This window comes from Pseudomonas sp. FBCC-B1667 (assembly GCF_059133255.1).
Genome location: NZ_CP101437.1, coordinates 6,255,210 through 6,281,753 on the forward strand (window position 1 = coordinate 6,255,210; position 26,544 = coordinate 6,281,753).

Genomic DNA, 26,544 nt, shown 5'->3' on the forward strand with positions numbered 1-26,544 from the left:
GGGGTGACCGGCTGTGTGGGAAAGGCGCTTCGCGGGCGAAGGCGCGGTATTATGCCTGCTTTGTCGGGCGGCATGAAAAGCCTGCCCGTCGGAACAGTCCGTTGAGGACTATTTTTGAGGACGGTAGATGTCACCCTGGCTGACGGTTGTGGGAATCGGTGAAGACGGCTTCAAGGGCCTGGGCAGAAACGCCCGGCATGCCCTGCTGCGCGCTTCGCGGATCATGGGCGGTCAGCGACAACTGGATTTGCTGCCGGTGTGCATCCGTGGCGAACGGCAGTTGTGGCCGAGTCCTTTTTCCCTTGAGCCGCTGTTGGCCCGTCGCGGTGAGCCGGTGTGCGTACTGGCCAGCGGCGATCCGATGTTCTTCGGCGTCGGCGCCAGCCTTGCACGCCAGGTATCCGCTGAAGACATGCAGATCCTGCCGGTCCCCTCCTCATGCTCGCTGGCAGCTGCGCGAATGGGCTGGCCGTTGCAGGACGTGGTGACGCTTTCGGTGGTTGCCCGGCCGCTCGCCGCCCTCAATGCGCAGGTGTTCAGCGGCGTGCGCTTGCTGGTGCTGAGCAACGACGGTCAAAGCCCGGCTGCGATTGCCGCTCTGCTGCGCGAACGCGGTTTCGGTCCGAGCCGCCTCACCGTGCTGGAACATCTGGGCGGTGCAGCCGAACGGCGCATCGATGGCGTGGCCAATGACTGGAATGATCCGCTGATCGCCGACCTGAACCTGATCGCTATCGAATGCATCGCCGAGCCGGACACGCCGCGCCTTTCGCGACTGGCCGGGCTGCCGGACTCGGCTTTCAAACACGATGGTCAACTGACCAAGCGCGACGTGCGCGCCATCACCCTTGCTCGTCTCGCGCCAGTGCCGGGTGAACTGCTGTGGGACGTCGGCGCCGGCAGCGGCTCGATCGGCATCGAATGGATGCGCGCCCACTCGACGTGCCGTGCGCTGGCCATTGAAGCCGATGAAGGTCGGCAGTTGCTGATCGAACACAACCGCGACGCCCTCGGCGTTCCCGGCCTGCAATTGATTCGCGGCAACGCGCCACAGGCCTTGGCCGGCCTCGAACGTCCGGACGCGATTTTCATTGGTGGCGGTGTCACCCGCGAAGGCGTGCTCGACACCTGCTGGGCGCAACTCAAACCCGGCGGTCGATTGATTGCCAACGCGGTCACGCTGCAAAGTGAAATGACCCTGATGGCCTGGCGCGAACAGCATGGCGGCGAGCTGACCCGCATCCACATTGCCCAGGCACAGCCGCTGGGTGAGTTCGACACCTGGCGCCAGGCGCTGCCGATTACCTTGCTGGACCTGACGAAGCCCCGCGATGCGTGACGAAACCGCCGAACAACCCGCCCCGTTGCGCAGCGGCCTGACCACCGGCAGCTGCGCCACCGCGACCAGTCTGGCCGCAGCGCGTCTGTTGTTGGCCGGCATACGTGCTGACGCGGTTGAGATCGTGTTGCCCAAGGGCAAGCAGGTGCAGATGCGCCTGGAGTTTTGTCGCCTGACCGACGACGGCGCCGAAGCCGGAACCATCAAAGATGCGGGCGACGACCCAGACGTGACCCATGGCGCCCTGCTGTACACGCATGTGCGCCTGAGCGCTGAAACGGGTATTCGTTTCAAGGCAGGGTGTGGAGTCGGCACGGTGACGCGCCCCGGATTGGTGCTGGCCGTCGGCGAACCCGCAATCAACCCGGTGCCACGCAAAATGATCACCGATCACCTCACCTTGCTGGCCGAAGAACTCGGCTACCGCGGCGGCTTTGAGGTCACCGTCAACGTCGAGGGCGGTGAGGCCCTGGCGCTGAAGACCATGAACCCGCGTCTGGGGATTCTCGGCGGTTTGTCGATCCTCGGCACCAGCGGCATCGTCCGGCCGTTCTCCTGTGCGGCGTATATCGCCTCGATCCACCAAGGCATCGACGTCGCCAAAACCAACGGCTACCTGCACATCGCCGCCTGCACCGGCAACGCCAGCGAAGACACCATGCGCCGGGTCTACGGCTTGCCGGAAATCGCCCTGATCGAAATGGGCGACTTCGTCGGCGCCGTGCTCAAACACCTGCGCAAAGTGCCTGTGGATAAACTCAGCCTGTGCGGCGGCTTCGGCAAGATCAGCAAACTGGCGGCCGGGCACATGGATTTGCACAGTCGCCATTCAAGCATCGACTTGCCGCAACTGGCGGAATGGGCAGCCGCGGTCGGTGCTGATCAAGCGCTGCAACAGGCCATTCGCGAAGCCAATACCAGCCAGCAGGCGTTGGCGATGGCTGCCGCTGCGGGCATCGCCCTCGGTGATGCGGTGTGTCAGCACGCCTTGGCGTTTGCCCGCAGCGTGGTGCCGGCGCAGGTCCAGGTCGAAGTGTTTGCCATCGATCGTCAGGGCGGGATTGTCGGCCATGCGGGGGCTTTTCAATGAAGCGCATGTTGCTGCTCGGTGGCGTGACAGAAGCGCTGGCCATCGCTCGAACCCTTGGGCCTGAACACATTTACAGCCTGGCCGGGGTGGGTCGGGTGCCAACGGATCTGACCTGTCAGGTGCGCGTCGGCGGCTACGGCGGCGCGGAAGGTCTGGCGCAATTCATTCGCGAAGAGGGCATCGACCTGCTGCTGGACGCGACCCACCCCTACGCCGCACACATCAGCCACAACGCCGCGACGGCCGCGCAATTGACCGGCATCCCCTGCTGGGCGCTGCGCCGTCCAGCCTGGCAACCTCAGGCCGGGGACGACTGGCGCGAAGTCGGCAACTGGGCCGAACTGATCGAAGCCCTGAAACCCTTCCACCGCCCCTTGTTCACCCTCGGCCGCGAACCCTTGCAGCACTTGCACGAAATCCCGCCGGAGCAATTCTGGACCTTGCGCGCGCTGGACGTTTACCCCGGCAACGACCGCTGCGAAGTCATCGGCGCACGGGGGCCGTTTGTGATCGAGGATGAACGCGAGCTGTTTGAACGTCGGCAGATTGATGTGCTGATCAGCAAGAACAGCGGCAGCACTGCGACGGAACCGAAGCTGGAAGTGGCCCGGGAGCGTGGGGTGCCGGTGATTGTGTTGAAGCGGCCGGTGTTGCCACAGGTTGATCGTGAGTTTGTTTCGGTAACCGAAGTCTTGACGGCCCTGGTTGACGAATAACCCCTGTGGCGAGGGTCAGCCACACCCTGCTGGCAGGATTTACGGCTGCTGCGCAGCCGAACGGGAGCAAGCTCCCTCGCCACAGGGTTCAATTGAACTCAATTCCCCAGCATTTTGAATCGAAGCCGCTACACTTCTGTTCAATGGCACTGCGACACCACACCGCACGCCGCTTTTTTACTTATCGGCCCTGATCAGGCTAAATAGTCGCGCTTGATCGCCCTCTCAAACGGATTTCCCCATGTCCCGACATCGGCTTGCAATTGCCTGGATCGCCTGCTTCGCAGTGCTGTTCAACATGCTCGCCATGCCGATGAGCAATGCGATGGCGCAGTCGGCGAAATCGCCTGCCGACCAGTTGTTGTGGGGCAGTTTCTGCACGTCCAGCGGCACGAAAATGGTGGCGATTTCCCTGGGCGATCTCGGGCAGAAAGCGCCGCAAGGCGACGATCATTCCAACATGCAGCATTGCTGGTGTTGCTCGGGCGCAGCGCCTGTCGTGGCGCTGCCAGGGCATGAGCCGCAGCTGTACTTCGCGCAGTTCGAGGCCAATCGAAGCCTGCCTGCCGCTACACTCGATATCCCCACGCCGCGCCAGCAATGGCCGAGCCTCAACCCCCGCGCCTCCCCTCTGGTGTGATTCCTTCTCGCAATTGACCTGCGTTTTGAATCGCTCTGGAGAACTGCCATGTTGAACAAACTCATCGTTCTGGCCGCATTGCTGCTGCCTGCCTGCTTTGCCAATGCCCACGAATACGCCGTCGGCGAGCTGGAAATCGCTCACCCGTGGTCGCAGGAGTTGCCGCCCAACGCGCCGACTGTTGCCGCCTATTTCATGATTCACAACAGCGGCAAAACCGCTGATCGGCTGGTCAGTGTCGACTCGCCCATCGCAGGCGAGGCCCAGTTGCACGAACACGTGATGCAAGGCGATCTGATGAAGATGCAACAGGTGCCGAGCGTCGATGTTCCGGCGGGCGGCAACGTCACGTTTGCGCCGATGGCCTACCACGTGATGCTGGTCAACCTGAAAGACCGTAGCCTGTTGAGCGACGGCAAACGCTTCCCACTGACAATGCATTTCGAGAAGGCCGGTGACGTGACGGTCGAAGTCGCCGTGCAGAAGAAGCCGCCAGAAGACATGCAGATGCACGCTCACGCCCAGTAAACGGCTGAGCAGACGCTGCCATGCGCCCGCCTAGCGCCAGGTCATCCGCGTCACGCCGTCAGTCCTTGAGCCTGACGCGCGGCAGCTGGATCAGCCTGTTCGCCATGCTGATGATCTTTATCGGTCCGCTGATTTCTCAGTCGATGCCGATGGATCAACGCGCCTCGGCAATGACCATGGACATGTCGATGGACATGAACATGGACATGTCGGCGACGGAGCACGCCGACCACGGTGCGCAAGCCGCTGCCGAACACTGCCCGCCCACCACCTCGCACCATGCGATCTGGGAAAAATGCGGCTATTGCAGCCTGCTGTTCAACTGCCCGGCGCTGACTGGCGGTGTTTCGTTCACAGCGTTCGATACCCCGCCCACCAACACCTTCACCACCCCGTCCCCCCGCCTGGGCCATGCCGGGCTAACCGTCTTCCCCGGCGCCCGAACCCGCGCCCCGCCCATCGTCGCGTAAACACCCACCTCTGATCTCACACGGTTTAGAAGCCAGCCAGGCAAATCTGTGGAAGACGGCTTTTGTGGTTGACCACAAAAGCTCGCTCCCACAGGGGCTCTGCCTCGGCTGTCGGCCGTGTCGTTTATGCCGTTCGATGGAAATTGTCATGTCCAGGTTTTCTGCTGACTCACGCTTGAGCACTGCCCAAGCTTCTTTTGCCCTGAACGACGCCAGTGTTCGTTTCAGGCACGCCACCGCATTCCTTTGTGGCGCCTTACTGACCCCGATGGCGCTGGCCGATGAACACGCTGGCCATGTCGAAGAACTGAGCCCGACGGTGATCACCGCGATCGCCCCCAGCTCGCCGCTGACCATCGTCACCAACCCCAAGGACCCGCGCCAACCGGTTCCGGCCAGCGACGGTGCCGACTATTTGAAAACCATCCCCGGCTTCGCCCTCGTGCGCAACGGCGGCACCAACGGCGACCCGGTGCTGCGCGGCATGTTTGGCTCGCGGATGAACATCCTCACCAACGGCGGCCAGCTACTGGGCGCCTGCCCCGGCCGGATGGACGCGCCGACCTCGTACCTCTCGCCGGAAACCTACGACAAACTCACCGTGATCAAAGGTCCACAAACCGTGCTTTGGGGGCCGGGCGCGTCTGCCGGGACCATCCTGTTCGACCGTGAACCGGAAAGCTTCGGCGAACTCGGCACGCGGGTGAACGCCAGTGTCCTGGGCGGCTCCAACGGCCGTTTCGACAAAGTGCTGGACGCCGCCGCCGGCGGGCCGCTGGGTTACGTGCGAGTGATCGGCAACACCGCGCATTCCGACGACTACCGCGACGGCAACAACGACACCGTGCCCTCGCGCTACGACAAGTGGAACGGCGACGTCATGCTCGGCTGGACCCCGGACGCCGACACCCTGCTGGAACTGACCGCCGGCAAGGGCGATGGCGAAGCGCGTTACGCCGGGCGCGGCATGGACGGCTCGCAGTTCAAGCGCGAAAGCCTGGGCCTGCGATTCGAGAAGTCGAACATCGGCGATGTGCTGGACAAGGTCGAGGCGCAGATCTACTACAACTACGCCGACCACGTGATGGACAACTACACCCTGCGCACGCCCTCCGGCACCGGGATGATGTCTGGCCCGATGGCCTCGAACGTCGACCGCCGAACCCTCGGTGCGCGGATCAAAGGCACCTGGCGTTGGGCCGATGTGCAGTTGATCAGCGGCCTCGATGCACAAACCAGCGAACACCGCCAGCGCGGCGGCATGGGCGTCGACACCTACAAAGACCTGCCCTATACCGAAGACGCCGATTTCCACAATTACGGTGTTTTCAGTGAGCTGACCTGGTACGCCGCCGACCGTGACCGGCTGATTACCGGTGCGCGCCTGGACCGCGCCTCGGCCAAGGATTACCGGCAAACCCTCGGTTCGGGGATGACGACACGCCCCAACCCGACCGCCGACGACACCCGTGCCGACACCCTGCCAAGCGGCTTCGTCCGTTATGAGCATGACCTGGCCGACAGCCCGACCACCCTCTACGCAGGCCTCGGTCACACCGAACGTTTCCCGGATTACTGGGAGCTGTTTTCACCCAAGCTCGGCCCTGTCGGCTCCGTGAATGCCTTCGATTCGATCAAGCCTGAAAAAACCACCCAGCTCGACTTCGGCCTGCAATACAAAACCGAAGACCTTGACGCCTGGGCCTCGGGTTACGTCGGCAAAGTCCACGACTACATCCTGTTCAACTACCTCCCGACCCCGACGGGCACCCTCTCGCAGGCACAAAACATCGACGCGCGAATCATGGGCGGCGAGCTCGGTGCGGCCTACAAACTGACCTCCAACTGGCAGGCCGACGCGACCCTGGCCTACACCTGGGGCAAGAACAGCAGCGACGGCAATGCACTGCCGCAAATGCCGCCACTGGATGCGCGTTTCGGCCTGACCTACAGCGAAGACAACTGGAGCGCCGGCGCCTTGTGGCGGGTGGTCGCAGCGCAAAATCGCATCGACCAGAACAAGGGCAACGTCGTCGGCAAAGACTTCGACAAGACCCCGGGGTTCGGCGTGTTCTCACTCAACGGTGCCTACCGGATCGACAAACACTGGAGGGTCAGTACGGGCGTCGACAACCTGTTCGGCAAAGCCTACGCCGAGCATTTGAACCTGGCCGGCAACGCCGGTTTTGGCTACCCGGCCAATGACCCGCAGGCCATTAAAGAACCGGGGCGAACGCTCTGGACCAAGGTGGACATGAGCTTCTAAAAGCTTCGCGGGCAAGCCCGCTCCCACATGGACAGAGTGAAACCTGTGGGAGCGAGCCCGCTCGCGAATGACTGCATAGCAGTCACCAGACAACAACAAAAGACCCAAGCCGAAGCGGAGCACACGTGATGAAACAGCCCAAAGTGAACTTCTACAACCTGGCCTGGCGCTGGCATTTCTATGCCGGTCTGTTCGTGGCCCCTTTCATGGTAATGCTGGCCCTGACCGGCACGATTTACCTATTCAAACCGCAACTCGACCCATTGATGTACGGCAGCCTGATGAACGTCCCGGCCGGCCATCACACGGTCCCCGCCGACGACCTGCTCAAACGGGTGAAAGAGGCGTATCCGCAAGCCACGATCAAGCAGTACCTGCCCCCGGTCAACGCCGAACGCAGCGCGCAGTTCGTCGTGATCAACGACGGCACCGAACTCAACGTGTTCATTGATCCGTACCACGGCGACATCCTCGGCGAGCAAGACGCCAAGAAAAACCTGCAGGCCATTGCGCGAGCCATTCACGGTGAGCTGATGATCGGCACCGTCGGTGATCGACTGATCGAAATGGCCGCCGGTTGGGGCATCGTGCTGGTGGTGTCCGGGGTGTTCCTGTGGTGGCCGCGCGGCCAGGCGGCGGGCATTTTGTGGCCACGCCTGAGCAGTCGCGGTCGTATGTTGTGGCGTGACCTGCACGCGGTCACCGGGTTCTGGGGCGCGTCGTTGCTGCTGGTGATGCTGCTCAGCGGCATGACCTGGACCGGGTTCTGGGGCCAGCAATACGCCGGCGTCTGGAACGTGTTCCCGGCCGCCATGTGGGACAACGTGCCCACGTCCGATGTCGAGGCGCGCAGCCTCAACACCGCCACTCAACAGACCGTGCCTTGGGCGATGGAAAACACGCCGATGCCGATGTCCGGCGGCGACCACGCTGAACACATGGCCCACGGCGGTGCACAGGCCGGCCCCGCCGCGCCGACCATCAGCCTGCAAGACGTGCAGAACATCGCCGTGCAACGCAAGGTCGAGCCGGGTTACAGCATCACCTTCCCGAAAACCGCGACGGGCGTGTTCACCATTGCCGTGTTCGCCGACGACCCGCGCAACGACGCCACGCTGCACGTCGACCAATACACCGGCGACGTCCTCGCCGATGTGCGTTTCGAGCACTACGGCACCGTTGCCCGCGCTACGGAAATCGGCGTGATGCTGCATGAAGGCAAGATGTTCGGCAGGGTCAACCAGATCATCGTCCTGGTGATTTGCCTGATGATCCTGCTCAGCTCCGTCAGTGGTGTGGTGATCTGGTGGAAGCGTCGTCCGCAAGGCAAGTTCGGTGTACCGCCACTGCGCCACGACCTGCCGAAATGGAAAACCGCGACGGTCATCATGCTCGCATTGGGCGTGATCTTTCCGCTGGTGGGGGCCTCGATGGTGGTGGTCTGGGTGCTGGACCGCGTGCTGTTGTCGCGTTTCACCCGACAAACTGAATCGGCCTCATCTTCAACGTGAAACAGGCGAGATGCGCGGGTTAGAGAGGCCTGTAGACTTCCCGCACTTATCTCGCGATCATTATTAGTGTTACTGTATAACCATAAAATACTGTTCTGATCCAAAGGCCGCATCGCGAGCAAGCTCGCTCCCACAGTAGTTTTGTTGGGTACACAAATTTTGTGACCGACACAGATCAAATGTGGGAGCGAGCTTGCTCGCGATGGGGCCATCAGCACCACCAAAAATCTCCGAGCAACTGCATGACCTCGCTGAACCTCAAACACCTCGCCTGGACACCCCTGGACCACGGCCATTGTCATCACCAGTTCCAGCTGCGTGATGCCTCCTTGCACGTGGCCGCAGGCGAATTCGTCGGGTTGATCGGCCCCAACGGCAGCGGCAAAACCAGCTTGCTGCGTTGTGCCTGGCGCTTCAGCAAACCCAAGAGCGGCGAGGTCCAGCTCGATCACCACAACGTCTGGAAGCAATCCTCCCGCTGGTGCGCAAAACGCATCGCCGTGGTCTTGCAGGAATTCCCCGACGCCTTCGGCCTGACCGTTGAAGAAGTGGTCGCCATGGGCCGCACGCCGCACAAAGGCCTGTTCGATGGCGACACCGTCGACGACCGAAACCTCGTGACCCAAGCGCTGGAATCCGTTGGCCTCAACGGCTTCGAAGACCATGCTTTCGCCACCCTCTCCGGTGGAGAAAAACAACGGGTGATCCTCGCCCGCGCCCTGGCGCAACAGCCGCAATTGCTGATCCTCGACGAGCCGACCAATCACCTCGACCCGCGCTATCAACTGGAATTGCTGCAACGGGTGAAACGCCTGCGGATCGGCACCCTCGCCAGCATTCACGACCTCAACCTCGCCGCTGCTTTCTGTGATCGGCTGTACGTGATCAACCACGGTCGCATCGTCGCCAGCGGCACCCCCAAAGAAGTCTTGACCGCCCCGCTGCTGCACAACGTTTTCGGCGTCGAAGCCTTGATCGACGACCATCCCCTGCACGGCTACCCACGAATTACCTGGATAACCCAACCATGACGTTGCGTCCCCTGCTGTGCGCCGCCCTTCTGCTGGCCAGTGCCCAGGCATTCGCCGAGGCCACCCATTACCCGCTGACCGTGCAGAGCTGCAACCGCGAAGTGACCTTCAAGCACGCGCCGAAACACGCGGTCAGTCACGACATCAACATGACTCAGATGATGCTCGCCCTCGGCCTCAAATCGAACATGGCCGGCTACAGCGGCGTGAGCGGCTGGAAGTCAGTGACACCCGAAATGCAGAGCATCCTCGACGGCTTGCCGGAGCTCGCCGCCAAGTACCCGTCGGTGGAAACCCTGCTCGACGCCAACGTCGATTTCTTCTTCGCCGGTTGGGATTACGGCATGCGCGTGGGCGGAGACCTGACGCCGCAAACCCTGCAACCGTTGGGCATCAACGTCTATGAGCTGACCGAGTCTTGCGCGTTCGTGATGAAGCGCCCAGCCGCCAGCCTCGAAGACACCTACAACGACCTGCGCACCCTCGGCAGAATCTTCGACGTGCAGGACCGTGCAAACGCCTTGATCGCGCAGATGCAGGCGCAAGTCGATAAGGTGCGCCAGGACCTGCCAGCGGACAAACCGCGCGTGTTCCTTTACGACAGCGGTGAAGACCGCGCCATGACTTCCGGCCGCCTCGGCATGCCGCAAGCGCTGATCGATGCGGCAGGCGGGCGCAATATTCTCGAAGACGTCGACGCGAGCTGGACCCGGGTCAACTGGGAGAATGTGGTCGAGCGCAACCCGCAGGTGATCGTGATCGTCGACTACGGCGAAGTCACTGCCGAACAGAAAGAGCAATTCCTGATGAACAACAAAGCACTGCAATCGGTGGACGCAATCAAGAACCAGCGCTTCATTGTGATTCCGTATGTGCAGGCTACGCCCGGCATCGACAACGTGCTGGCGGTTGAAACCCTGGCCAAAAGTTTCCACGGCGAATGATCAATCATCGTTACGCCTTTTTGCTGCTGGCCCTCGGCGCGTTGTTGCTGGTGTCGTGCGTGGTGTCGCTGGGTTTCGGCCCGGCGCAGGTGCCGGTGGACGTGGTGGGGCGGATTTTGCTGCACAAGGTGTTGGGGCTTGGCGAGGTGGACTGGACCGCCGGGCAGGAACACATTGTGTGGCTGATTCGTGTGCCGCGCATGCTGCTTGGTGCGTTGGTCGGCGCCGGGCTGGCGTTGATCGGCGCGGTGCTGCAAGCGGTGACGCGCAATCCGTTGGCTGATCCGCACCTGCTTGGGGTCACTTCCGGCGCAACTTTGGGCGCAGTGATTGTAGTGCTGCATCTCGGTGAAATCGTCGGGTTGCTGACCTTGCCGATGGCGGCGTTTATCGGTGCATTGGTCAGCATGTTGATCGTGTTGGCGATCGCCCATCGTCACGGGCGGCTGGACAGTGATCGGCTGCTGCTGTGCGGGGTGGCGGTGTCGTTCGTGATGATGGCGATGGCCAATTTGCTGCTGTTTCTTGGCGATCACCGCGCCAGTTCGGCGGTGATGTTCTGGATGCTCGGCGGGCTTGGGTTGGCGCGCTGGGAATTGCTCGCGGTGCCAGCGGTGAGCGTGTTGCTGGGTCTGGTGTTGCTGCTGGGCATGGCCCGGCCGTTGAACGCGTTGATGGCGGGAGAACAGACGGCTGTGACCCTTGGGCTGAATGCGCGCAGCGTGCGGTTGCGGGTGTTTTTGATTGCATCGCTGATGACCGGGGTGCTGGTGTCGATCAGCGGGTCCATCGGTTTTGTCGGGCTGATGGTGCCGCACATTGCGCGGAGGTTGGTCGGTGCAGAGCATCGGCGATTGCTGCCGGTGTGCGTACTGCTCGGCAGTCTCTTCCTCGTCTGGGTCGACGTCGCCGCCCGCACACTGATTGCCCCGGAGGACCTGCCCATTGGCGTCGCCACTGCGGCCATCGGTGGGCTGTTTTTCATCGGCCTGATGCGGCGCCGCTGACGCTCGCAAGAACACCCCTGAACCTGTGGGAGCTGGCTTGCCTGATTGCCTCGGTACTGACCGCTCGCTTGAATTGCACTTGACCCGGCATTTGCATTCGAGCTGAGCCTCGATTGCGTCGGATTTAACCAGCACGCTTAGTAACCATGATCGGCTGAGAACTGCGCATTGTTGCCGGTGGCGACAGGCAGAAATCGGCCGATTCTCTTGAGAAAGTAGCCCCCTGACCGGCCTCCGGCAAAATCTCTTCATGGGCCGGAGGGGGATCACACAGCATGATGGGGCTGTTATCGAGCAGGCAGGATCGATGCGCATCCAAAGGACACCACCTATGCTTAGCACACCCTCATTAGGCGTCATCTCCAATACCGGAAGCCCGCCCCCTTCAAGTTACTTACCTCTAGGCTGCGTGTTCCAGTTGCCCCCCCTGAACAGGCAGGTCATCGATGTATCAAAACTTAGCGTTGCTGGCCGCCTTCCTCCTTACCTACAGCATATTTGCGGGGCGCTTCGAGTCACGCCTGCTAAATGGCCCGCTCATGTTTATGCTCGCCGGTCTAGTTCTCGGCCCGGCATTTCTGGGGATTCTGCAACCCCGGATTGACAGGGATGACCTCAGGTTCCTGGCTGAGCTGACGCTGGCGATCGTTCTGTTCAGTGATGCGGCCAACGCCGACCTGAAGGTCTTGCGGGCCAATGAAGGACTTCCGCTGCGCTTGCTGATGATCGGGCTACCACTGACCATAGCGGGTGGCTGGCTGGTCGGCGTCTGGCTGTTCCCGCAGGTCCCACCATTGGAAATGGCAATACTGGCAACCCTGCTTGCGCCCACCGACGCAGCGCTCGGTAAGGCTGTTGTGAGCAATCCCAAGGTGCCCGCGGCCGTGCGTGAAGGGTTAAACGTTGAAAGCGGGTTGAATGATGGAATCTGCGTTCCGGTGTTGCTTACGTTTTTGGCATTGCTGATAGAGCAAACGACGCAGTCCCCCGTCTCACTGGCATTAGAGTTAGTGGTCGAAGAACTGGGCATCGGCGCATTCACCGGTATTACCCTGACGTTCATTGCCTCGCAGTTGCAGCGCTACTCCGGAAAACACCAGTGGCAAACGCCGATGTGGTCACAGTTGACGCTGCCCGGTCTCGCCATTCTGTGCTTTGCCACAGCGCAATCACTTGGTGGTAGCGGGTTCATCGCCGCGTTCGTCGGTGGGTTGCTCGCAAGTTTTCTGTTTACCGAGCAAAAGCACCAGATCCTCAAGGCCAGCGAAGAGTTTGCCAGCCTGTTATCGGTCATTACCTGGGTCATATTTGGCGCACTGGTAATCCCTTGGGCCTGGAGCAGTCTCACCCTGAACATCTGGCTTTATTCGGTGCTCAGCCTGACGGTGATCCGCATAGTGCCCGTACTGATCAGCTTAGTGGGAACCCGCTTCGATTTCGAAACCCGCCTCTTCATCGGTTGGTTCGGCCCGCGAGGTCTGGCCAGCATTGTCTTCGCGGTGATGATATTGGCCTCCCCTCTACAAGCAAGTCGTACGGTGGTAGCTACGGCAGTCTGTACTGTTTTACTTAGCGTGTTATTACATGGCTTGAGTGCCAATCCATGGGTTGCGCGGCTGGCCAGTCGTGATCATTGATATGGGTCAGAAACACCATGGTTTGCGCGGTGTTAGCGTTGTGACGTGATGATGACTACGAACAAATGGCTCATCAGCCATCCTCTACACAGGGCGGTGTGTGGATGTTTGAAGCCAATCATCTGAGCGACAGCTTCGGGTCGTTCTCTGCCGGTCGTCACTACGGCGTTTGCTGGTCAAGTCGAATGCAAACAATTGGTCAGCACCGATGCAATTGACTGCTCAGGGGCATTGCAACTGGGTGGTCAAGGCCACGCATGGACGCAAAAGCCTTCTCCCGCGGGAGGGGTGTGATTCTGGGTTTGTTTATGTGTGTTTATACGGACGCAAAAATGCCGGACGTTTCCCACGGGTTTTTCAGGTTGTTCGTCGGACGTGGGCTGTCTAGTCTGGGGCTGTCACTGCACATCAGTGATCGGGCGTGAGAACCCGGTAGCCCCTGTTAATCCAACATCAGTACCACCATAATTGCCGCCGGCTTATCCGCTGCCAGCAATGTCTATGGCGGCTGTGTGCGGGCGGACTTCGGTCCGGCCGGATTTGGGGTCACCGGTTTCTCACTCCGCACATAGCTGCCACCCCTTCATCGTGTGAGAACGATTGAGTGGTGGCCTCAATTGAGTAGGCCCAAGATGAATAAGAAAATCGTTCCAGATCCACCCATCGACACCACCACTCCCGAACCCGAACCATCACGCAACGACGACCTGCTCCGAGACCGCGAAGCCATCAAACGCGCCCTCGACTACTACCTCGATCCCCCGGAGCTCTTCACCGAAAAACCCCGCCGCCCCAGCACCATGTTCATGATTGCCCCGGACAACGACAGCGAAAGCCTATTGGTTCATGCCTGTGAATCCCTGGCGTGCGTCAGTGTCCTGGCCAGCGATTTCGCCACCGACCTGATCGGCCCGCAGCGCCACAAGGCGATGGCCATCCAGCAAATCATCATGCTCGCCGAACTGGCCGTGAACCGCGCCGTGGACAACGTCGTCCCCACCTAGACAGATGTGGGAGTGAGCCTGCTCGCGATAGCGGTCAGTCAGTCACTGCGATATTGAACGTGCTCGCTCCCACCCGGGCTGAACATTCCCTACACTGCCTATCTCACGACCCTCAGGATGAGCCTCATGTTGAAATCTGTTTTCCTGTCGTTGCTGGTGTTCAGTGCCAGCCCCGCATGGGCCGATACCACCGTCGATGTCTCGAAGATTTACGGCAAGATCCAGTTTGTCGACAGCTTCCCGGACTACAAGGTGCAGGTGGTGGATTCCTTTCCCGATCTGAAGGTGCAGCAGGTCGACTCTTTCCCGGACTCGCCAGGCAAGTGGAAAACCGTCGACAGCTTCCCGGATTACAAAATCCAGATCGTCGATTCCTTCCCCGATTTCAAGATCCAGTACGTCGACTCATTTCCCGGCCCCAACTGAGCCCCTCTGCCTCACCGCTGCCGCCAAGCGGCAGCACCACAATGACGCATCCCTTCGCACCACCGCCCCGACCTCGTCCCTTCGTGGTACGCCGCCATGCCGCGCCTGTTGAGCCGGGCCAGCCTCACCGCCCGGCTCAACGGGTGTTTCTGATTCGCTGAACGTTGTGCCTTACAGTTCGTCACGATGCGGCTTCGGGTCCGCTTGCACACCAGGTTTCCAGTTTGCCTTCAATAGCCCGCGACGTTGCCAGTAAGCATCTGTGTCCAAGACCTCAAGCCGACCGACACCGGCGAGCGCGGCGAGGTAAGCCGCGACCCCGTCCGTTGCCTCCTCGTTGAACAAGGCTGTTTCCTGCGGCGAGAAGCTGGGGGTGAATTTGAACAAGGCCCCGCTTCGACCGGTGAAATAGCAGCTGCCCCCGGAGACGCCGCTCTTTTTCACGACGTCTCTGCAAAACCACAGGTCGGCCAGAGCCAGGTTGTCCATCAGTAGTCGATCATCGGTATTGGGGTCCTGCACAAACAGATTGAAGCGCTTGTAGAACTGATGAACAGCCGCCCATTTGTAGTCCTGCGGAAAAACCGGCAACGGCAAGGGCTGCGCGCCCGGCACTGAGGCCTGTGCAATGGGCCCACCCCGTCCTGAGTAAAACAGCGAACTGGCAGCCCCACTGTCAGCGCCGTCTTCAAGTGGCTCGACGGCCACGAACGACGATGACGCCGGCAGTATCAGCACGCCACCCAGATACTGTTGGCCGACGTATTCGCCAATCTGTCCTTGAGCCGAGCGAGCCGCATCATCGGCGTGCGCGAATACGGGGCCGAGAGCAAAGCGGTTGTCCGACGCCCACCTCACCAACCCGATGCCGGTTTTGACACCCCGGACATCAACCCTGAGCGGCGACCAGAAAGCGCTGCGCACCACGACCTGCAACTCACCGTTGGCGACGACTTTGCGCAGATACTCCAAGAGCGACTCCTGCCTTGATTGCACAATTTTCTCGTAGGCCTGCGTGGTATGAAACAGGGTCCATTGCGGGGCCTTGCTTCTGGGGGCGTAACGCAACAAGGCGCCATCGGCGCAGGACAAGTAGACGTTGAGATACGTGGATCCTTGCGCCGTGCGCACACCGACAGCGTCCAGCCCGTAGGACAGATCCCGAGGCGAGATGAAGCTGTGTGCCACGTCAAGGGGCAAGGGTCCCGGACGTGTCGATGGACACAAATAGAGGCCCTCGACCCGGTAACCTAACGGTAATAAACCTTCGGGAAACACCCGTTCGACCGTGAGACGCCCCTGTCCCCCTTCAATCGGCAGTGTCGTCACGAACCGTTCACCGTTCAGCGCCTTGAGCACAAAGCCGAACATCAGGTCGGCACGGGTGCCCACCGTGCGATGGACATGACGCATGGCATCGTCCATCTGCGTGAAGACCGGGCTGAGCGCCGGCTCGGCAATGGCAAATCGCTTCACTTGCGACGAGATGATGCCGGGATAAGCACTCCAGTGCGCCAGCAGCCTGGCCTCGCCCCACAGTCGGCTCCCTTGAATCACTTGCAAACGGCCGGCCCTCGCAACCTGATTGACGTATTCGCTTGGGGTCAGCGTGCCGTTGCGCATTTGCAGTTCTATCGGGGTGTGCCGGCGCTGCGACTGGCTGGGTGGCGCCAATGCCCGGGCGAGCTGCTTTTCACTGGCGCTTGCACTGAGGGTGTAGCTGATCAGGCTGCCATCGAGCCCCAGCAGGTATTCCTTGCCGGGCGACAGAGACGGGGAGCGCCCGGAACCGGTCAGGATGTCGGCCAGAAAGTCGGTGGAAAACATATTGAGATACACGTCCCGTTCGCGGTTCGACAGCGCGAAAATCGGTTCGACCTGGATTTGGGAATGGTATCGGGCAACGACCGTACTCCCCGCCAGAAACAAGCCCTGTTCAGTCAATTCGTCCAGACGAATCCAGCCGGCAGGGAAATTCTCGTCCTCGACGGCCACCGGCAACGTTGCGACAAACAAGCCATCGGCGCGACGCAGCACCAGGCCACCGTAGACGCGCTCACGCCGCGTGCCCAATTGCGTCAGCGCGTGGCGCGCGGCATCGTCTGGCGACAGAAAAACCGGACTCAGGGCTCGCCGCTGGAGCTGCACGAAAGGTTTCCAGCCAGTTCCGACACTGCCCGGCTCATCCCACAGCTCACTGGTGCGCAATACCTTCAGTTCGCCGGCCTTGGCGATCCTCTGAATGACGCGGGCATAAGGGGGCGCGCCCTTATCCATTTCTGAGGTCAGTTGGTGAACATTCTTACTGTGCAATTGTGTTGAGGAGGCCGAGTACTGATAAAGCAACAATGCCCCGTCCAGCGTCGCGATGAAAATGCTCAGGTCCTGAAAATGCGTCAAACGTTGCGTGCCCTTATCGTCGTAGATCGCTGCTGCCAGATCGCTGATGGGCGCAAAATGCCGGGCTAACCAGGCCTCCGTGGTTGATGGCCCTTTAGGCATCCAGCTCGCCGCGTAGTAAAGCCCCAGGGTCCGAAACTCGTCGATCAATAGGGGAGCGCCAAAGTCACTCGCCTGGTTTAGCGCCCCAAGACGCACGGTCGTAACCGTTTCGGTGGCCACGTACTCCTCGCGCTCTGTGTGCTTGAGGATGAACCCCCACCCCCCCGCCGCTGCGCGGTAGTCGAGCCTGGCTCGATGACGGGCGTTCAGCACCGCGTCTTCGGCGCTGGAAAAAATCGCCCCCAGCGCCGGAGCGGAAACGTTGGTGTGGGTAGCCTCGTTATTTGATTCATCTCCCAGCACCGCTCCACGCGGTCCCCACACGTCGTTGCCGACCACCACACGCAATTTGCCCGTGCCGGTCAACTCGGCGACCACGGCGCTGGGCTCAAGTGTGCCGGCCGCCAGCTCCCGATCGATCAGAGTCTGGCCATCGGCGAGCACGGTAACGCGTTGTTGCAGGTTGTTGCGTGCCGTCACTTTCGATGCATCGCCGCTGTAAACCAATAGGCTATCGGCCGAACCGGACAGGTAGAAATCCACCACAAGCGCACTCTTCTCGAGCATCGTGTGAATGTCTTCAGCGGTGAACATCTGTGCGTGCGTCAGTTGCTCTTGCAAATCAGCCCGTGCGATGGATCTGGCATCAGCTTGCCAGCGCGAGGCGTAGAGCCCATGAAACGAGTGCCCCTCGACCAGCACGATCGGCGCGCCGGCAGCGTCGAGGGGGCAAAGCCTGTCCAGTACAAACCGTTTTTCGGCAAACACCGGCTCGGTGGCGACGAAGCGTTTGTTTCGATCCTGCAAAATCATCCCGACGAAACCCTGTTCCCGCCGGCTGCCGATGTACTGATGGGCAAAACGTGCGGCATCGTCCGCCATGAGAAACTCCGGACTCAAACGCCGCGACCTGGCGTAGGCTTGCCAGTCAGGGCCAACGATCCCGACCACATCCCACAACGCGCTGTCCTTCAACACCGTCAGCTCGCCGGCGGCGATCACCTCCCTGATGTATTGCTCAGGCGTGAGCGTGCCTGCCTTCAGTCGGACATTGAAATCCGCGCCGTCCTTCAGCGCAACTTCACGCAGGTACGCCGAGGGGCGGTATTGCAACACGGCGCCGTCGCGGGTCAGGGCGTACACCTTCAGGTAGTCCGGGTATTCCTGCCGGTGAACATCCCATAGCGAAAATTTGATGCCCTCCGCCAATTCGTCCGGTGAAAAAAACCGCTCATAAAGCCAGGGCTCACTGGCGCTCTGAGTTGCATCGCCTTGCGGCACGAAGTAAACGCCATTCAGGTCGAAATCGAGCAGACGCTCCAGCGTGCGATCAGCTTTCATCGGAAAAGTCTTGAACAGTTCGGCTCCCGGCTCGCTGGACAGTTCCGGATAGGTCGCCATGCACTCCGAGCTGTCGGCAGAGGTCAAAACAAACCCAAGATAAACGTTGCCGGTGGACAGGGTCACTGTCGCGGCGGCGGCTTCGATGGCCTTGTCCACTTGACCGGACACCGCACAAAAAAACGGCTGTACCGGGGTCGGACTTCGCACCGCCGCGGAACCGAGCGTCCAGTTCGCCGGCACGTTTCCTCTTACGCCACCCCACGGCGCATTAGCCACCAGTACGCTGAGCGTGCCGGTCTGGGCGACCTTTTGTATAAGGTGCTCAACGTCTGAGAACGGCCCGAAAGTCTTGAACCCTTGCTCAAAGAGTTTTTTCTCTTCTGCTGGCTGAGTGGATTCGTACTTGATCAGTGATCCATCCGGGCCCGACAGATAATGACGCCGGCCATAGGCACCCGGGTCCTGCATATGACTCAGGATATGTTCTCTGGAAAAAAATCCGAGGCTCAATGTGATCTGCTCGCTCGTCCAGCCCGGATGAACACGCAGGGCTTCAGCGTGATTGGCCGAATGGGACAGGTAATACGCCGCGCCACTGTAGCCCGGTGGAGCAAACAGCTCTCGAGGGGCTTCAGTAGACAGCAGGAAGTCGAAATCGAAATGCCCCACCCTCCCCGCCACCGGCAACGTGGGCTGAAATTTTCCGTCGCCACGCTGCACGATTACACCGCCGTAAGCCTTGTCGCGGCGCGCGCCGATCTGCCGGTGAACCCAGTAGGCCGCGTCGTCCGCACTGATGAATGTCGGCCCCAGGGCAGGAAACGTTGTCGCCCTTCGGGATGTTGAAGGTGTGCTGATTGAGGTGCCGTTCATGCGCTGCTCGCTCGATTGAGAAGCCACGATGATCAAGATCACGGAGCGCAGCAGGTGGTACATAGGTATCGCCCTGCGTTTTTTTCTTTTCGATACAGCCAGCACCAATGCTGCGCACGCCGGTGCACCCGCGCCCTTATCAAGCCCCAGCCTGGTGCGTCATCCCGCTCACCGAAGGCTCTATTTCAATATTTGCCTGCATTTTCAGAACAGGCACAGCCCTTGCAAAACACCCTTCAGTAGTCCGCATCTGCCCACCAAAAAAAATTCATAAGTTCATGGAGATCGCACAATGAAGCGTCGTAGCTTGATCAAGGCTTTCACACTCACGGCAAGCATTGCCGCGATGGGCATGACCTGGACGGTCCAGGCCGCCGAGACCATCAAGGTCGGTATTCTGCATTCGTTGTCCGGCACCATGGCGATCTCCGAAACCTCGCTCAAAGACATGGCGTTGATGACCATCGACGAGATCAACGCCAAGGGCGGCGTGAACGGCAAGATGCTGGAACCGGTGGTGGTGGACCCGGCCTCTAACTGGCCGCTGTTCGCGGAAAAGGGCCGGCAGTTGCTGACTCAGGACAAGGTTGCGGTGGTGTTCGGCTGCTGGACCTCGGTGTCGCGTAAATCGGTGTTGCCGGTGTTCGAAGAACTCAACGGTTTGCTGTTCTACCCGGTGCAATACGAAGGCGAAGAGATGTCGCCGAACGTGTTCTACACCGGCGCTGCGCCGAACCAGCAGGCGATCCCCGCCGTTGAATACCTGATGAGCGAAGAAGGCGGCAGCGCCAAGCGTTACTTCCTGCTGGGCACCGACTACGTTTACCCACGCACCACCAACAAGATTCTGCGCTCGTTCCTGCACTCCAAAGGCGTGGCCGACAAGGACATCGAAGAGGTCTACACCCCGTTCGGCCACGCCGATTACCAGACCATCGTCGCCAACATCAAAAAATTCTCGGCCGGCGGCAAAACGGCCGTCATCTCGACCGTCAACGGCGACTCCAACGTGCCGTTCTATAAAGAGCTGGCCAACCAGGGCCTGAAGGCTACCGACGTACCGGTCGTGGCGTTCTCGGTCGGTGAAGAAGAACTGCGCGGCATCGACACCAAACCGCTGGTGGGCAACCTCGCGGCGTGGAATTACTTTGAATCGGTCGAGAACCCGCAGAACAAGAAGTTCGTCGCGGACTGGAAAGCCTACGCCAAGAAACACAACCTGCCGGGCGCCGACAAAGCGGTGACCAACGACCCGATGGAAGCCACCTACGTCGGCATTCACATGTGGGCGCAAGCGGCTGAAAAAGCCAAGTCCACCGACGTCGACAAAGTCCGTGAAGCCCTGGCCGGCCAGACGTTTGCCGCGCCGTCGGGCTACACCCTGACCATGGACAAGACCAACCACCACCTGCACAAACCGGTGATGATCGGCGAGATCCAGGCCGATGGTCAGTTCAACGTGGTGTGGCAGACCGAAGGGCCGATCCGCGCCCAGCCATGGAGCCCGTTTATCGATGGCAATGACAAGAAACCGGATTACGCGATGAAGAGCAACTAAGCCACTGGATGTCGGGCCGGAACATAGCTCTTCGGCCCGACACCATTCCTGTGGGAGCGGGCTTGCTCGCGAATGCGGTGTGTCATTCAAAATTGATGTTGGCTGACCCACCGCATTCGCGAGCAAGCCCGCTCCCACATTTAGTCCGCGCAAGGCCTTACATATGCCCATCGCCCTTTACCGCTTTATCTTCGCACTCGTGCTTTTACTGCCGATGGCCGTACAGGCCAGCGACACCGAAGACTTCGTCGCCGCGAACCCCGTGCAGCAAGCCAAACTGCTGGAAGCCTGGGCCGCGCAGCCCGAGCCGGCCCGTATCGAACTGATCAACGCCCTGCAACAAGGCGAACTGACCGTCGACGGCCAAGCCAAAACCCTGCGCCTGAACAATCGCCTGCGCGGTCTGATCGACACCGCACTGGCCAGCCATCAACTGCTCGCCGCCGACCCGAAAACCCGTCTGGCCGCCGCGCAGCAACTGCAGAAAAGCGCCAAACCCGCGCAGCTGAAATTCCTCGACCAGCAACTGGCCGGCGAACAAGACGAAAGCGTCCACGCCGCCCTCAGCCTCGCCCTGGCCAATTTGCAACTGGTCGACACCGACCCCGCCGTACGCCTCGCCGCGGTGCGTTTGCTCGGTGAAACCGGCGACCCGCTGGCCCGCACCCGCCTCGAAACCTTGCTGGAGCCGGGCATCGAAGCCGACGTTGCCGTGCGCACCGCGGCCGAAACCAGCCTGGCTCAAGTCAAACGCAAATTGCTGATCGGCGAGGTCCTCGGCCAGGCGTTCAGCGGCATGTCCCTCGGCTCGATCCTGCTGCTCGCGGCTCTGGGACTGGCGATCACCTTCGGCCTGCTCGGCGTGATCAACATGGCCCACGGCGAGATGCTGATGCTCGGCGCGTACTCGACGTACGTGGTGCAGATGATGTTCCAGCGCTACGCCCCGCAAGCCATCGAGTTCTACCCGCTGATCGCGTTGCCGGTCGCGTTTTTCGTCACCGCCGCCATCGGCATGGCGCTGGAGCGCACGGTGATTCGTCACCTCTACGGCCGCCCATTGGAAACCTTGCTCGCGACCTGGGGCATCAGCCTGATGTTGATTCAACTGGTGCGCCTGGTGTTCGGCGCACAGAACGTTGAGGTGGCCAACCCGGCGTGGCTGTCGGGCGGGATTCAAGTGCTGCCCAACCTCGTGCTGCCGTACAACCGCATCGTGATCATCGCCTTCGCGCTGTTTGTGGTGGTGCTGACCTGGCTGCTGCTGAACAAGACGCGCCTGGGTTTGAACGTGCGCGCCGTCACCCAGAATCGCAACATGGCCGCGTGCTGCGGCGTGCCCACCGGGCGCGTGGACATGCTCGCCTTCGGCCTCGGCTCGGGCATCGCCGGCCTCGGCGGCGTGGCGCTGAGCCAGATCGGCAACGTCGGCCCGGACCTCGGCCAGAGCTACATCATCGACTCGTTCCTGGTGGTGGTGCTCGGCGGTGTCGGCCAGTTGGCCGGTAGCGTACTCGCTGCCTTCGGTCTGGGCATCGCCAACAAGATTCTCGAACCGCAGATCGGCGCCGTGCTCGGCAAGATCCTGATCCTCGCGCTGATCATTCTGTTCATCCAGAAGCGTCCGCAAGGCCTCTTCGCACTGAAAGGACGGGTGATCGACTGATGAACCAGCCCCTGCTCGTTACCGCTACACAAAAAGCCGGCCCCAAAGTCACCATCGCGGTCGGCGCGGTGATTCTTGTTTTGCTGCTGGCGATGCCGCTGATGTCGCTGTTATCGCCGATCAGTGTGTTTCACGTTTCGGCCTACACCCTGACGCTGGTGGGCAAGATTCTTTGCTACGCCATCGTCGCCCTCGCGCTGGATCTGGTCTGGGGATATGCAGGTTTACTGTCCCTCGGCCACGGCCTGTTCTTCGCCCTCGGCGGTTACGCGATGGGCATGTACTTGATGCGCCAGGCCTCGGGCGATGGCTTGCCGGCGTTCATGACCTTCCTGTCGTGGACCGAATTGCCGTGGTACTGGACCGGCACCAGCAGCTTCCTCTGGGCCATGTGTCTTGTTGTATTAGCACCTGGGTTGCTCGCGTTGGTGTTCGGTTTCTTCGCCTTCCGTTCGCGGATCAAGGGCGTGTATTTCTCGATCATGACCCAGGCCCTGACCTTCGCCGGGATGCTGCTGTTTTTCCGCAACGAGACCGGGTTTGGCGGCAACAACGGCTTCACCAACTTCCGCACCATTCTCGGTTTCGGCATCACCGAACCCGGCACCCGCGCCGTGCTGTTTTTCGCCACGGTGGTGTTGCTGGTGGCCAGCTTGTTCATCGGCTGGCGACTGGCACAGAGCAAGTTCGGTCGAGTGCTGACCGCCCTTCGCGATGCGGAAAACCGCCTGATGTTCTGCGGCTACGACCCGCGCGGTTTCAAGTTGTTTGTCTGGGTGTTGAGCGCGGTGTTGTGCGGCTTGGCGGGCGCGTTGTACGTGCCGCAGGTCGGGATCATCAACCCGAGTGAAATGTCGCCGACCAACTCGATTGAAGCGGCGGTCTGGGTGGCTCTGGGTGGTCGCGGTACCTTGATCGGCCCGCTGCTGGGCGCTGGCGTGGTCAACGGCATGAAGAGCTGGTTCACCGTGGCGTTTCCGGAATACTGGCTGTTTTTCCTCGGCGCCTTGTTCATCGTGGTGACCTTGTATCTGCCGAAGGGCGTGATCGGTCTGCTGAAGAAAAGGGGCGAACAATGAGAATCACACCCACGGCGGAATTCATGCTCGAACCCGCCTTTTTTCCCGTAGAGCCAAACAAGGACGCCGGCACCAGCCGCGACGCCATCAGTCACGGCCAACGCGTCGGCCCCGGTCTCGATACCCGCCACGGCACGATCCTGACCCTGGAAGACATCAGCGTCAGCTTCGACGGTTTCAAGGCGCTGAACAATCTGAACCTGTACATCGGCGTCGGGGAATTGCGCTGCATCATTGGCCCGAACGGCGCGGGCAAAACCACGTTGATGGACGTGATCACCGGCAAGACCCGCCCGAGTCATGGCAAGGCCTGGTTCGGTGAAACCCTGGACCTGACGCAGATGAGCGAAGTGCAGATCGCCCAGGCCGGTATCGGTCGCAAGTTCCAGAAGCCGACGGTGTTCGAAGCGTTGAGCGTGTTTGAAAACCTGGAACTGGCGCAGAAAACCGACAAGTCGGTGTGGGCCAGCCTGCGGGCGCGCTTGAGTGGCGAACAGAAGGATCGCATCACTGAGGTGCTGGAGACCATTCGCCTGACCACGTCGGTCAATCGCCCGGCGGGGCTGCTGTCCCACGGTCAGAAGCAGTTTCTGGAGATCGGCATGCTGCTGATGCAAGACCCGCAACTGCTGCTGCTCGACGAGCCGGTGGCGGGCATGACCGATGCTGAAACCGAATTTACCGCTGAACTGTTCAAGAGCCTGGCGGGCAAGCATTCGTTGATGGTGGTGGAACATGACATGGGGTTTGTGGGTTCGATTGCCGACCACGTCACCGTGTTGCACCAGGGCAGCGTGCTGGCGGAAGGGTCGCTGGAGCAGGTGCAAGAGAATGAGCGGGTGATTGAGGTGTATCTCGGTCGCTAGCGCTGCAAACACCTTGATCGTTCCCACGCAGAGCGTGGGAACGATCACTGAGGAGAATTTGAAAATGCTGCAAGTCGACAAGCTGCACCAATATTACGGCGGTAGCCACATCCTGCGCGGCCTGACGTTTGACGTGAAGGTCGGCGAAGTCACCTGCCTGCTCGGGCGCAACGGCGTCGGCAAAACCACCCTGCTCAAATGCCTGATGGGTTTGCTCCCGGCCAAAGAAGGCGCGGTGAACTGGGAAGGCCAACCGATTACAACCTTCAAGCCGCACCAGCGCGTGCATGCCGGGATCGCTTATGTGCCGCAGGGTCGTGAAATCTTCGGCCGGCTGACCGTCGAAGAAAACCTGCTGATGGGCCTGTCACGTTTCCCCGGCAGCGAAGCCAAGGAAGTCCCGGCGTTCATCTACGAGCTGTTTCCGGTGCTGCTGCAAATGAAGCAGCGGCGCGGTGGTGACTTGTCGGGCGGCCAACAGCAGCAACTGGCAATCGGCCGGGCGCTGGCCAGTCGTCCTCGTCTGCTGATCCTCGATGAACCCACCGAAGGCATTCAGCCGTCGGTGATCAAGGAGATCGGCGCGGTGATCAAGAAGCTCGCGGCCCGGGGCGACATGGCGATTTTGCTGGTGGAGCAGTTCTACGATTTCGCCGCCGAACTGGCCGATCAATACCTGGTGATGTCCCGGGGCGAGATCGTGCAGCAGGGTCGCGGGGAAAATATGGAAGCCGAAGGTGTGCGCGGGCTAGTCACGATTTAAGGCTACGATCTAATCTGTAGCGTCCTAACGATAATTAGAAACCATGAATTTACCTGCCCCAACTGTCCTGTTTACCCCGAGCTGGCACGCCGAGCTGGAGCTGGGCTACGCCCGATTCGGCGACAGCACCCGCCCGGTCCAGCGCCGCCACAAAGGCCCGCTGCGGGTGCAAAAGCACCTGTATGCCGAAGGCCCCGAGGTCTGCCAGCACATCATCGTGCACCCGCCGGGCGGGATTGTCGGCGGGGATCGGCTGGACATTTCGGCCAATGTCGGCGCGGGTGCCTGGGCGCAAATCACCAGCCCCGGCGCGGCCAAGTGGTATCGCGCGGCGGGCCCGGCCTATCAGACACTGGATTTGAAAGTGGCGGCTGGCGGAACGCTGGAATGGTTGCCGCAAGAGACGATTATCTTCAGCGACGCGCAGGCTGAACTGAGGACCTTGATTGAGCTGGAAGGCGATGCGCGGTTGTTCTACTGGGACGTTGTGGCGCTGGGCCGGCCAGCCAGTGGCGAGCGCTTTGACCTCGGGCATTTTCAGGCACGGCTGGACATTCGCCGCGACGGCCAGTTGCTCTGGCACGAACGCCAGCGCATTGTCGGGAATGACGGGTTGCTGGATTCACCCATTGGGCTGGACGGCCAACCGGTTTTTGCGACGTTGCTGGTCACCGGCGAGATCGACAGTGCGTTGCTGGAAACCTGTCGGTCGTTGCCCAATGCCGTACGCGGGGATTTGACCCAGTTGCCAGGGCTGTTGGTGGCTCGGTGCCTGGCCAGTGAAGCGCTGCTGGCGCGTGGCTGGCTGATTGATCTGTGGCGATTGCTCAGGCCTGCCTTGCTTGGCCGGGAAGCGGTCCCCCCAAGAATATGGAGCACCTGAAACACGATTCAAATGTGGGAGCGAGCAAGCCCGCTCCCACAAGGGGTTTGTGTTTACAGATCCGAATACTTTTTATCTGCCCAGATGGATTCCAAACGATGGACCTGACACCACGCGAAAAAGACAAGCTGCTGATCTTCACCGCCGGCCTCGTGGCCGAACGGCGTTTGGCGCGCGGCGTGAAACTCAATTACCCGGAAGCCATGGCCTACATCTCCGCCGCCCTGCTCGAAGGCGCACGCGATGGCCAGACCGTGGCCGACTTGATGCACTTCGGCACCACGCTGCTGACCCGCGAACAAGTCATGGAAGGCATCCCGGAAATGATCCCGGAGATCCAGGTTGAAGCAACGTTCCCAGACGGCACCAAACTGGTCACCGTCCACCAGCCTATCGCCTGA

General features: G+C 61.0%; 22 protein-coding genes. 21 read left to right on the forward strand and 1 reads right to left on the reverse strand.

The features are described 5' to 3' along the window. The first annotated feature begins 127 nt into the window (after positions 1 to 127). The 14 genes from cbiE (at position 128) to NL116_RS29010 (ending at position 14,609) form a co-directional block, all read left to right on the forward strand. Positions 128 to 1,339, forward strand: a complete 1,212-nt coding sequence (gene cbiE, locus NL116_RS28945) for a precorrin-6y C5,15-methyltransferase (decarboxylating) subunit CbiE (protein ID WP_494375040.1) — start codon at positions 128 to 130, stop codon at positions 1,337 to 1,339. Next, positions 1,332 to 2,429 carry a cobalt-precorrin-5B (C(1))-methyltransferase gene (locus NL116_RS28950; RefSeq protein ID WP_494375041.1) on the forward strand — a complete coding sequence of 366 codons (1,098 nt, stop codon included), beginning with the start codon at positions 1,332 to 1,334 and terminating at the stop codon, positions 2,427 to 2,429. Before cbiE ends, NL116_RS28950 begins: the two co-directional genes overlap by 8 nt. After that, the gene (locus NL116_RS28955; protein ID WP_494375042.1) at positions 2,426 to 3,145 is read left to right on the forward strand and encodes a cobalt-precorrin-6A reductase; all 720 of its coding nucleotides are present in this window, start codon (positions 2,426 to 2,428) and stop codon (positions 3,143 to 3,145) included. Before NL116_RS28950 ends, NL116_RS28955 begins: the two co-directional genes overlap by 4 nt. A gap of 241 nt (positions 3,146 to 3,386) precedes the next feature. Then, the gene (locus tag NL116_RS28960; RefSeq protein WP_494375043.1) at positions 3,387 to 3,785 is read left to right on the forward strand and encodes a DUF2946 domain-containing protein; all 399 of its coding nucleotides are present in this window, start codon (positions 3,387 to 3,389) and stop codon (positions 3,783 to 3,785) included. Between the two features lie 48 nt (positions 3,786 to 3,833). Further along, entirely contained in the window at positions 3,834 to 4,313 is a 480-nt protein-coding gene (locus NL116_RS28965) for a copper chaperone PCu(A)C (RefSeq protein WP_494375044.1), read from the forward strand. Positions 4,314 to 4,333: 20 nt separating this feature from the next. Next, positions 4,334 to 4,783, forward strand: a complete 450-nt coding sequence (locus NL116_RS28970; protein ID WP_494375045.1) for a DUF2946 domain-containing protein — start codon at positions 4,334 to 4,336, stop codon at positions 4,781 to 4,783. A 148-nt stretch (positions 4,784 to 4,931) separates the two neighbouring features. After that, positions 4,932 to 7,049, forward strand: a complete 2,118-nt coding sequence (locus NL116_RS28975; protein WP_494375046.1) for a TonB-dependent copper receptor — start codon at positions 4,932 to 4,934, stop codon at positions 7,047 to 7,049. A 128-nt stretch (positions 7,050 to 7,177) separates the two neighbouring features. Continuing rightward, entirely contained in the window at positions 7,178 to 8,560 is a 1,383-nt protein-coding gene (locus tag NL116_RS28980; RefSeq protein ID WP_494375047.1) for a PepSY-associated TM helix domain-containing protein, read from the forward strand. Between the two features lie 242 nt (positions 8,561 to 8,802). After that, on the forward strand, positions 8,803 to 9,591 hold the full coding sequence (locus tag NL116_RS28985; protein WP_494375048.1) for an ABC transporter ATP-binding protein: 789 nt from the start codon (positions 8,803 to 8,805) through the stop codon (positions 9,589 to 9,591). Further along, positions 9,588 to 10,535, forward strand: coding sequence for an ABC transporter substrate-binding protein (locus tag NL116_RS28990; RefSeq protein WP_494375049.1), 948 nt, complete (start codon positions 9,588 to 9,590; stop codon positions 10,533 to 10,535). The genes NL116_RS28985 and NL116_RS28990 overlap by 4 nt, the downstream gene beginning before the upstream one ends. Next, a complete protein-coding gene (locus NL116_RS28995; RefSeq protein ID WP_494375050.1) occupies positions 10,532 to 11,542 on the forward strand; it encodes a FecCD family ABC transporter permease in 1,011 nt (336 codons plus the stop codon). The genes NL116_RS28990 and NL116_RS28995 overlap by 4 nt, the downstream gene beginning before the upstream one ends. 446 nt (positions 11,543 to 11,988) lie before the next feature. Beyond that, on the forward strand, positions 11,989 to 13,179 hold the full coding sequence (locus NL116_RS29000) for a cation:proton antiporter (protein ID WP_494375051.1): 1,191 nt from the start codon (positions 11,989 to 11,991) through the stop codon (positions 13,177 to 13,179). Between the two features lie 632 nt (positions 13,180 to 13,811). Beyond that, positions 13,812 to 14,183, forward strand: a complete 372-nt coding sequence (locus NL116_RS29005; RefSeq protein ID WP_494375052.1) for a DUF6124 family protein — start codon at positions 13,812 to 13,814, stop codon at positions 14,181 to 14,183. A 126-nt stretch (positions 14,184 to 14,309) separates the two neighbouring features. Further along, a complete protein-coding gene (locus NL116_RS29010) occupies positions 14,310 to 14,609 on the forward strand; it encodes a 7(1) septoil knot domain-containing protein (RefSeq protein WP_494375053.1) in 300 nt (99 codons plus the stop codon). Between the two features lie 171 nt (positions 14,610 to 14,780). On the opposite strand, the gene NL116_RS29015 is transcribed toward NL116_RS29010, so the two are convergent. Beyond that, positions 14,781 to 19,391 carry a hypothetical protein gene (locus NL116_RS29015; RefSeq protein WP_494375054.1) on the reverse strand — a complete coding sequence of 1,537 codons (4,611 nt, stop codon included), beginning with the start codon at positions 19,389 to 19,391 and terminating at the stop codon, positions 14,781 to 14,783. Between the two features lie 229 nt (positions 19,392 to 19,620). Here NL116_RS29015 and urtA point away from each other — a divergent pair, with 229 nt between their 5' ends. The 7 genes from urtA to NL116_RS29050 all read left to right on the forward strand — a co-directional run bounded on the left by urtA (position 19,621) and on the right by NL116_RS29050 (position 26,544). Then, on the forward strand, positions 19,621 to 20,886 hold the full coding sequence (gene urtA / locus NL116_RS29020) for an urea ABC transporter substrate-binding protein (RefSeq protein ID WP_494375055.1): 1,266 nt from the start codon (positions 19,621 to 19,623) through the stop codon (positions 20,884 to 20,886). A 163-nt stretch (positions 20,887 to 21,049) separates the two neighbouring features. Continuing rightward, the gene (urtB, locus tag NL116_RS29025) at positions 21,050 to 22,552 is read left to right on the forward strand and encodes an urea ABC transporter permease subunit UrtB (protein WP_494375056.1); all 1,503 of its coding nucleotides are present in this window, start codon (positions 21,050 to 21,052) and stop codon (positions 22,550 to 22,552) included. After that, the gene (urtC, locus tag NL116_RS29030) at positions 22,552 to 23,631 is read left to right on the forward strand and encodes an urea ABC transporter permease subunit UrtC (protein WP_123435940.1); all 1,080 of its coding nucleotides are present in this window, start codon (positions 22,552 to 22,554) and stop codon (positions 23,629 to 23,631) included. Before urtB ends, urtC begins: the two co-directional genes overlap by 1 nt. Beyond that, the gene (urtD, locus tag NL116_RS29035) at positions 23,628 to 24,497 is read left to right on the forward strand and encodes an urea ABC transporter ATP-binding protein UrtD (RefSeq protein ID WP_494375057.1); all 870 of its coding nucleotides are present in this window, start codon (positions 23,628 to 23,630) and stop codon (positions 24,495 to 24,497) included. The genes urtC and urtD overlap by 4 nt, the downstream gene beginning before the upstream one ends. Before the next feature lie 64 nt (positions 24,498 to 24,561). Continuing rightward, a complete protein-coding gene (urtE, locus tag NL116_RS29040) occupies positions 24,562 to 25,260 on the forward strand; it encodes an urea ABC transporter ATP-binding subunit UrtE (RefSeq protein ID WP_494375058.1) in 699 nt (232 codons plus the stop codon). 43 nt (positions 25,261 to 25,303) lie between these two features. Continuing rightward, the gene (locus tag NL116_RS29045; RefSeq protein ID WP_494375059.1) at positions 25,304 to 26,143 is read left to right on the forward strand and encodes an urease accessory protein UreD; all 840 of its coding nucleotides are present in this window, start codon (positions 25,304 to 25,306) and stop codon (positions 26,141 to 26,143) included. 98 nt (positions 26,144 to 26,241) lie between these two features. Continuing rightward, complete coding sequence (locus NL116_RS29050) at positions 26,242 to 26,544, forward strand: urease subunit gamma (protein ID WP_007945249.1); 303 nt, start codon at positions 26,242 to 26,244, stop codon at positions 26,542 to 26,544.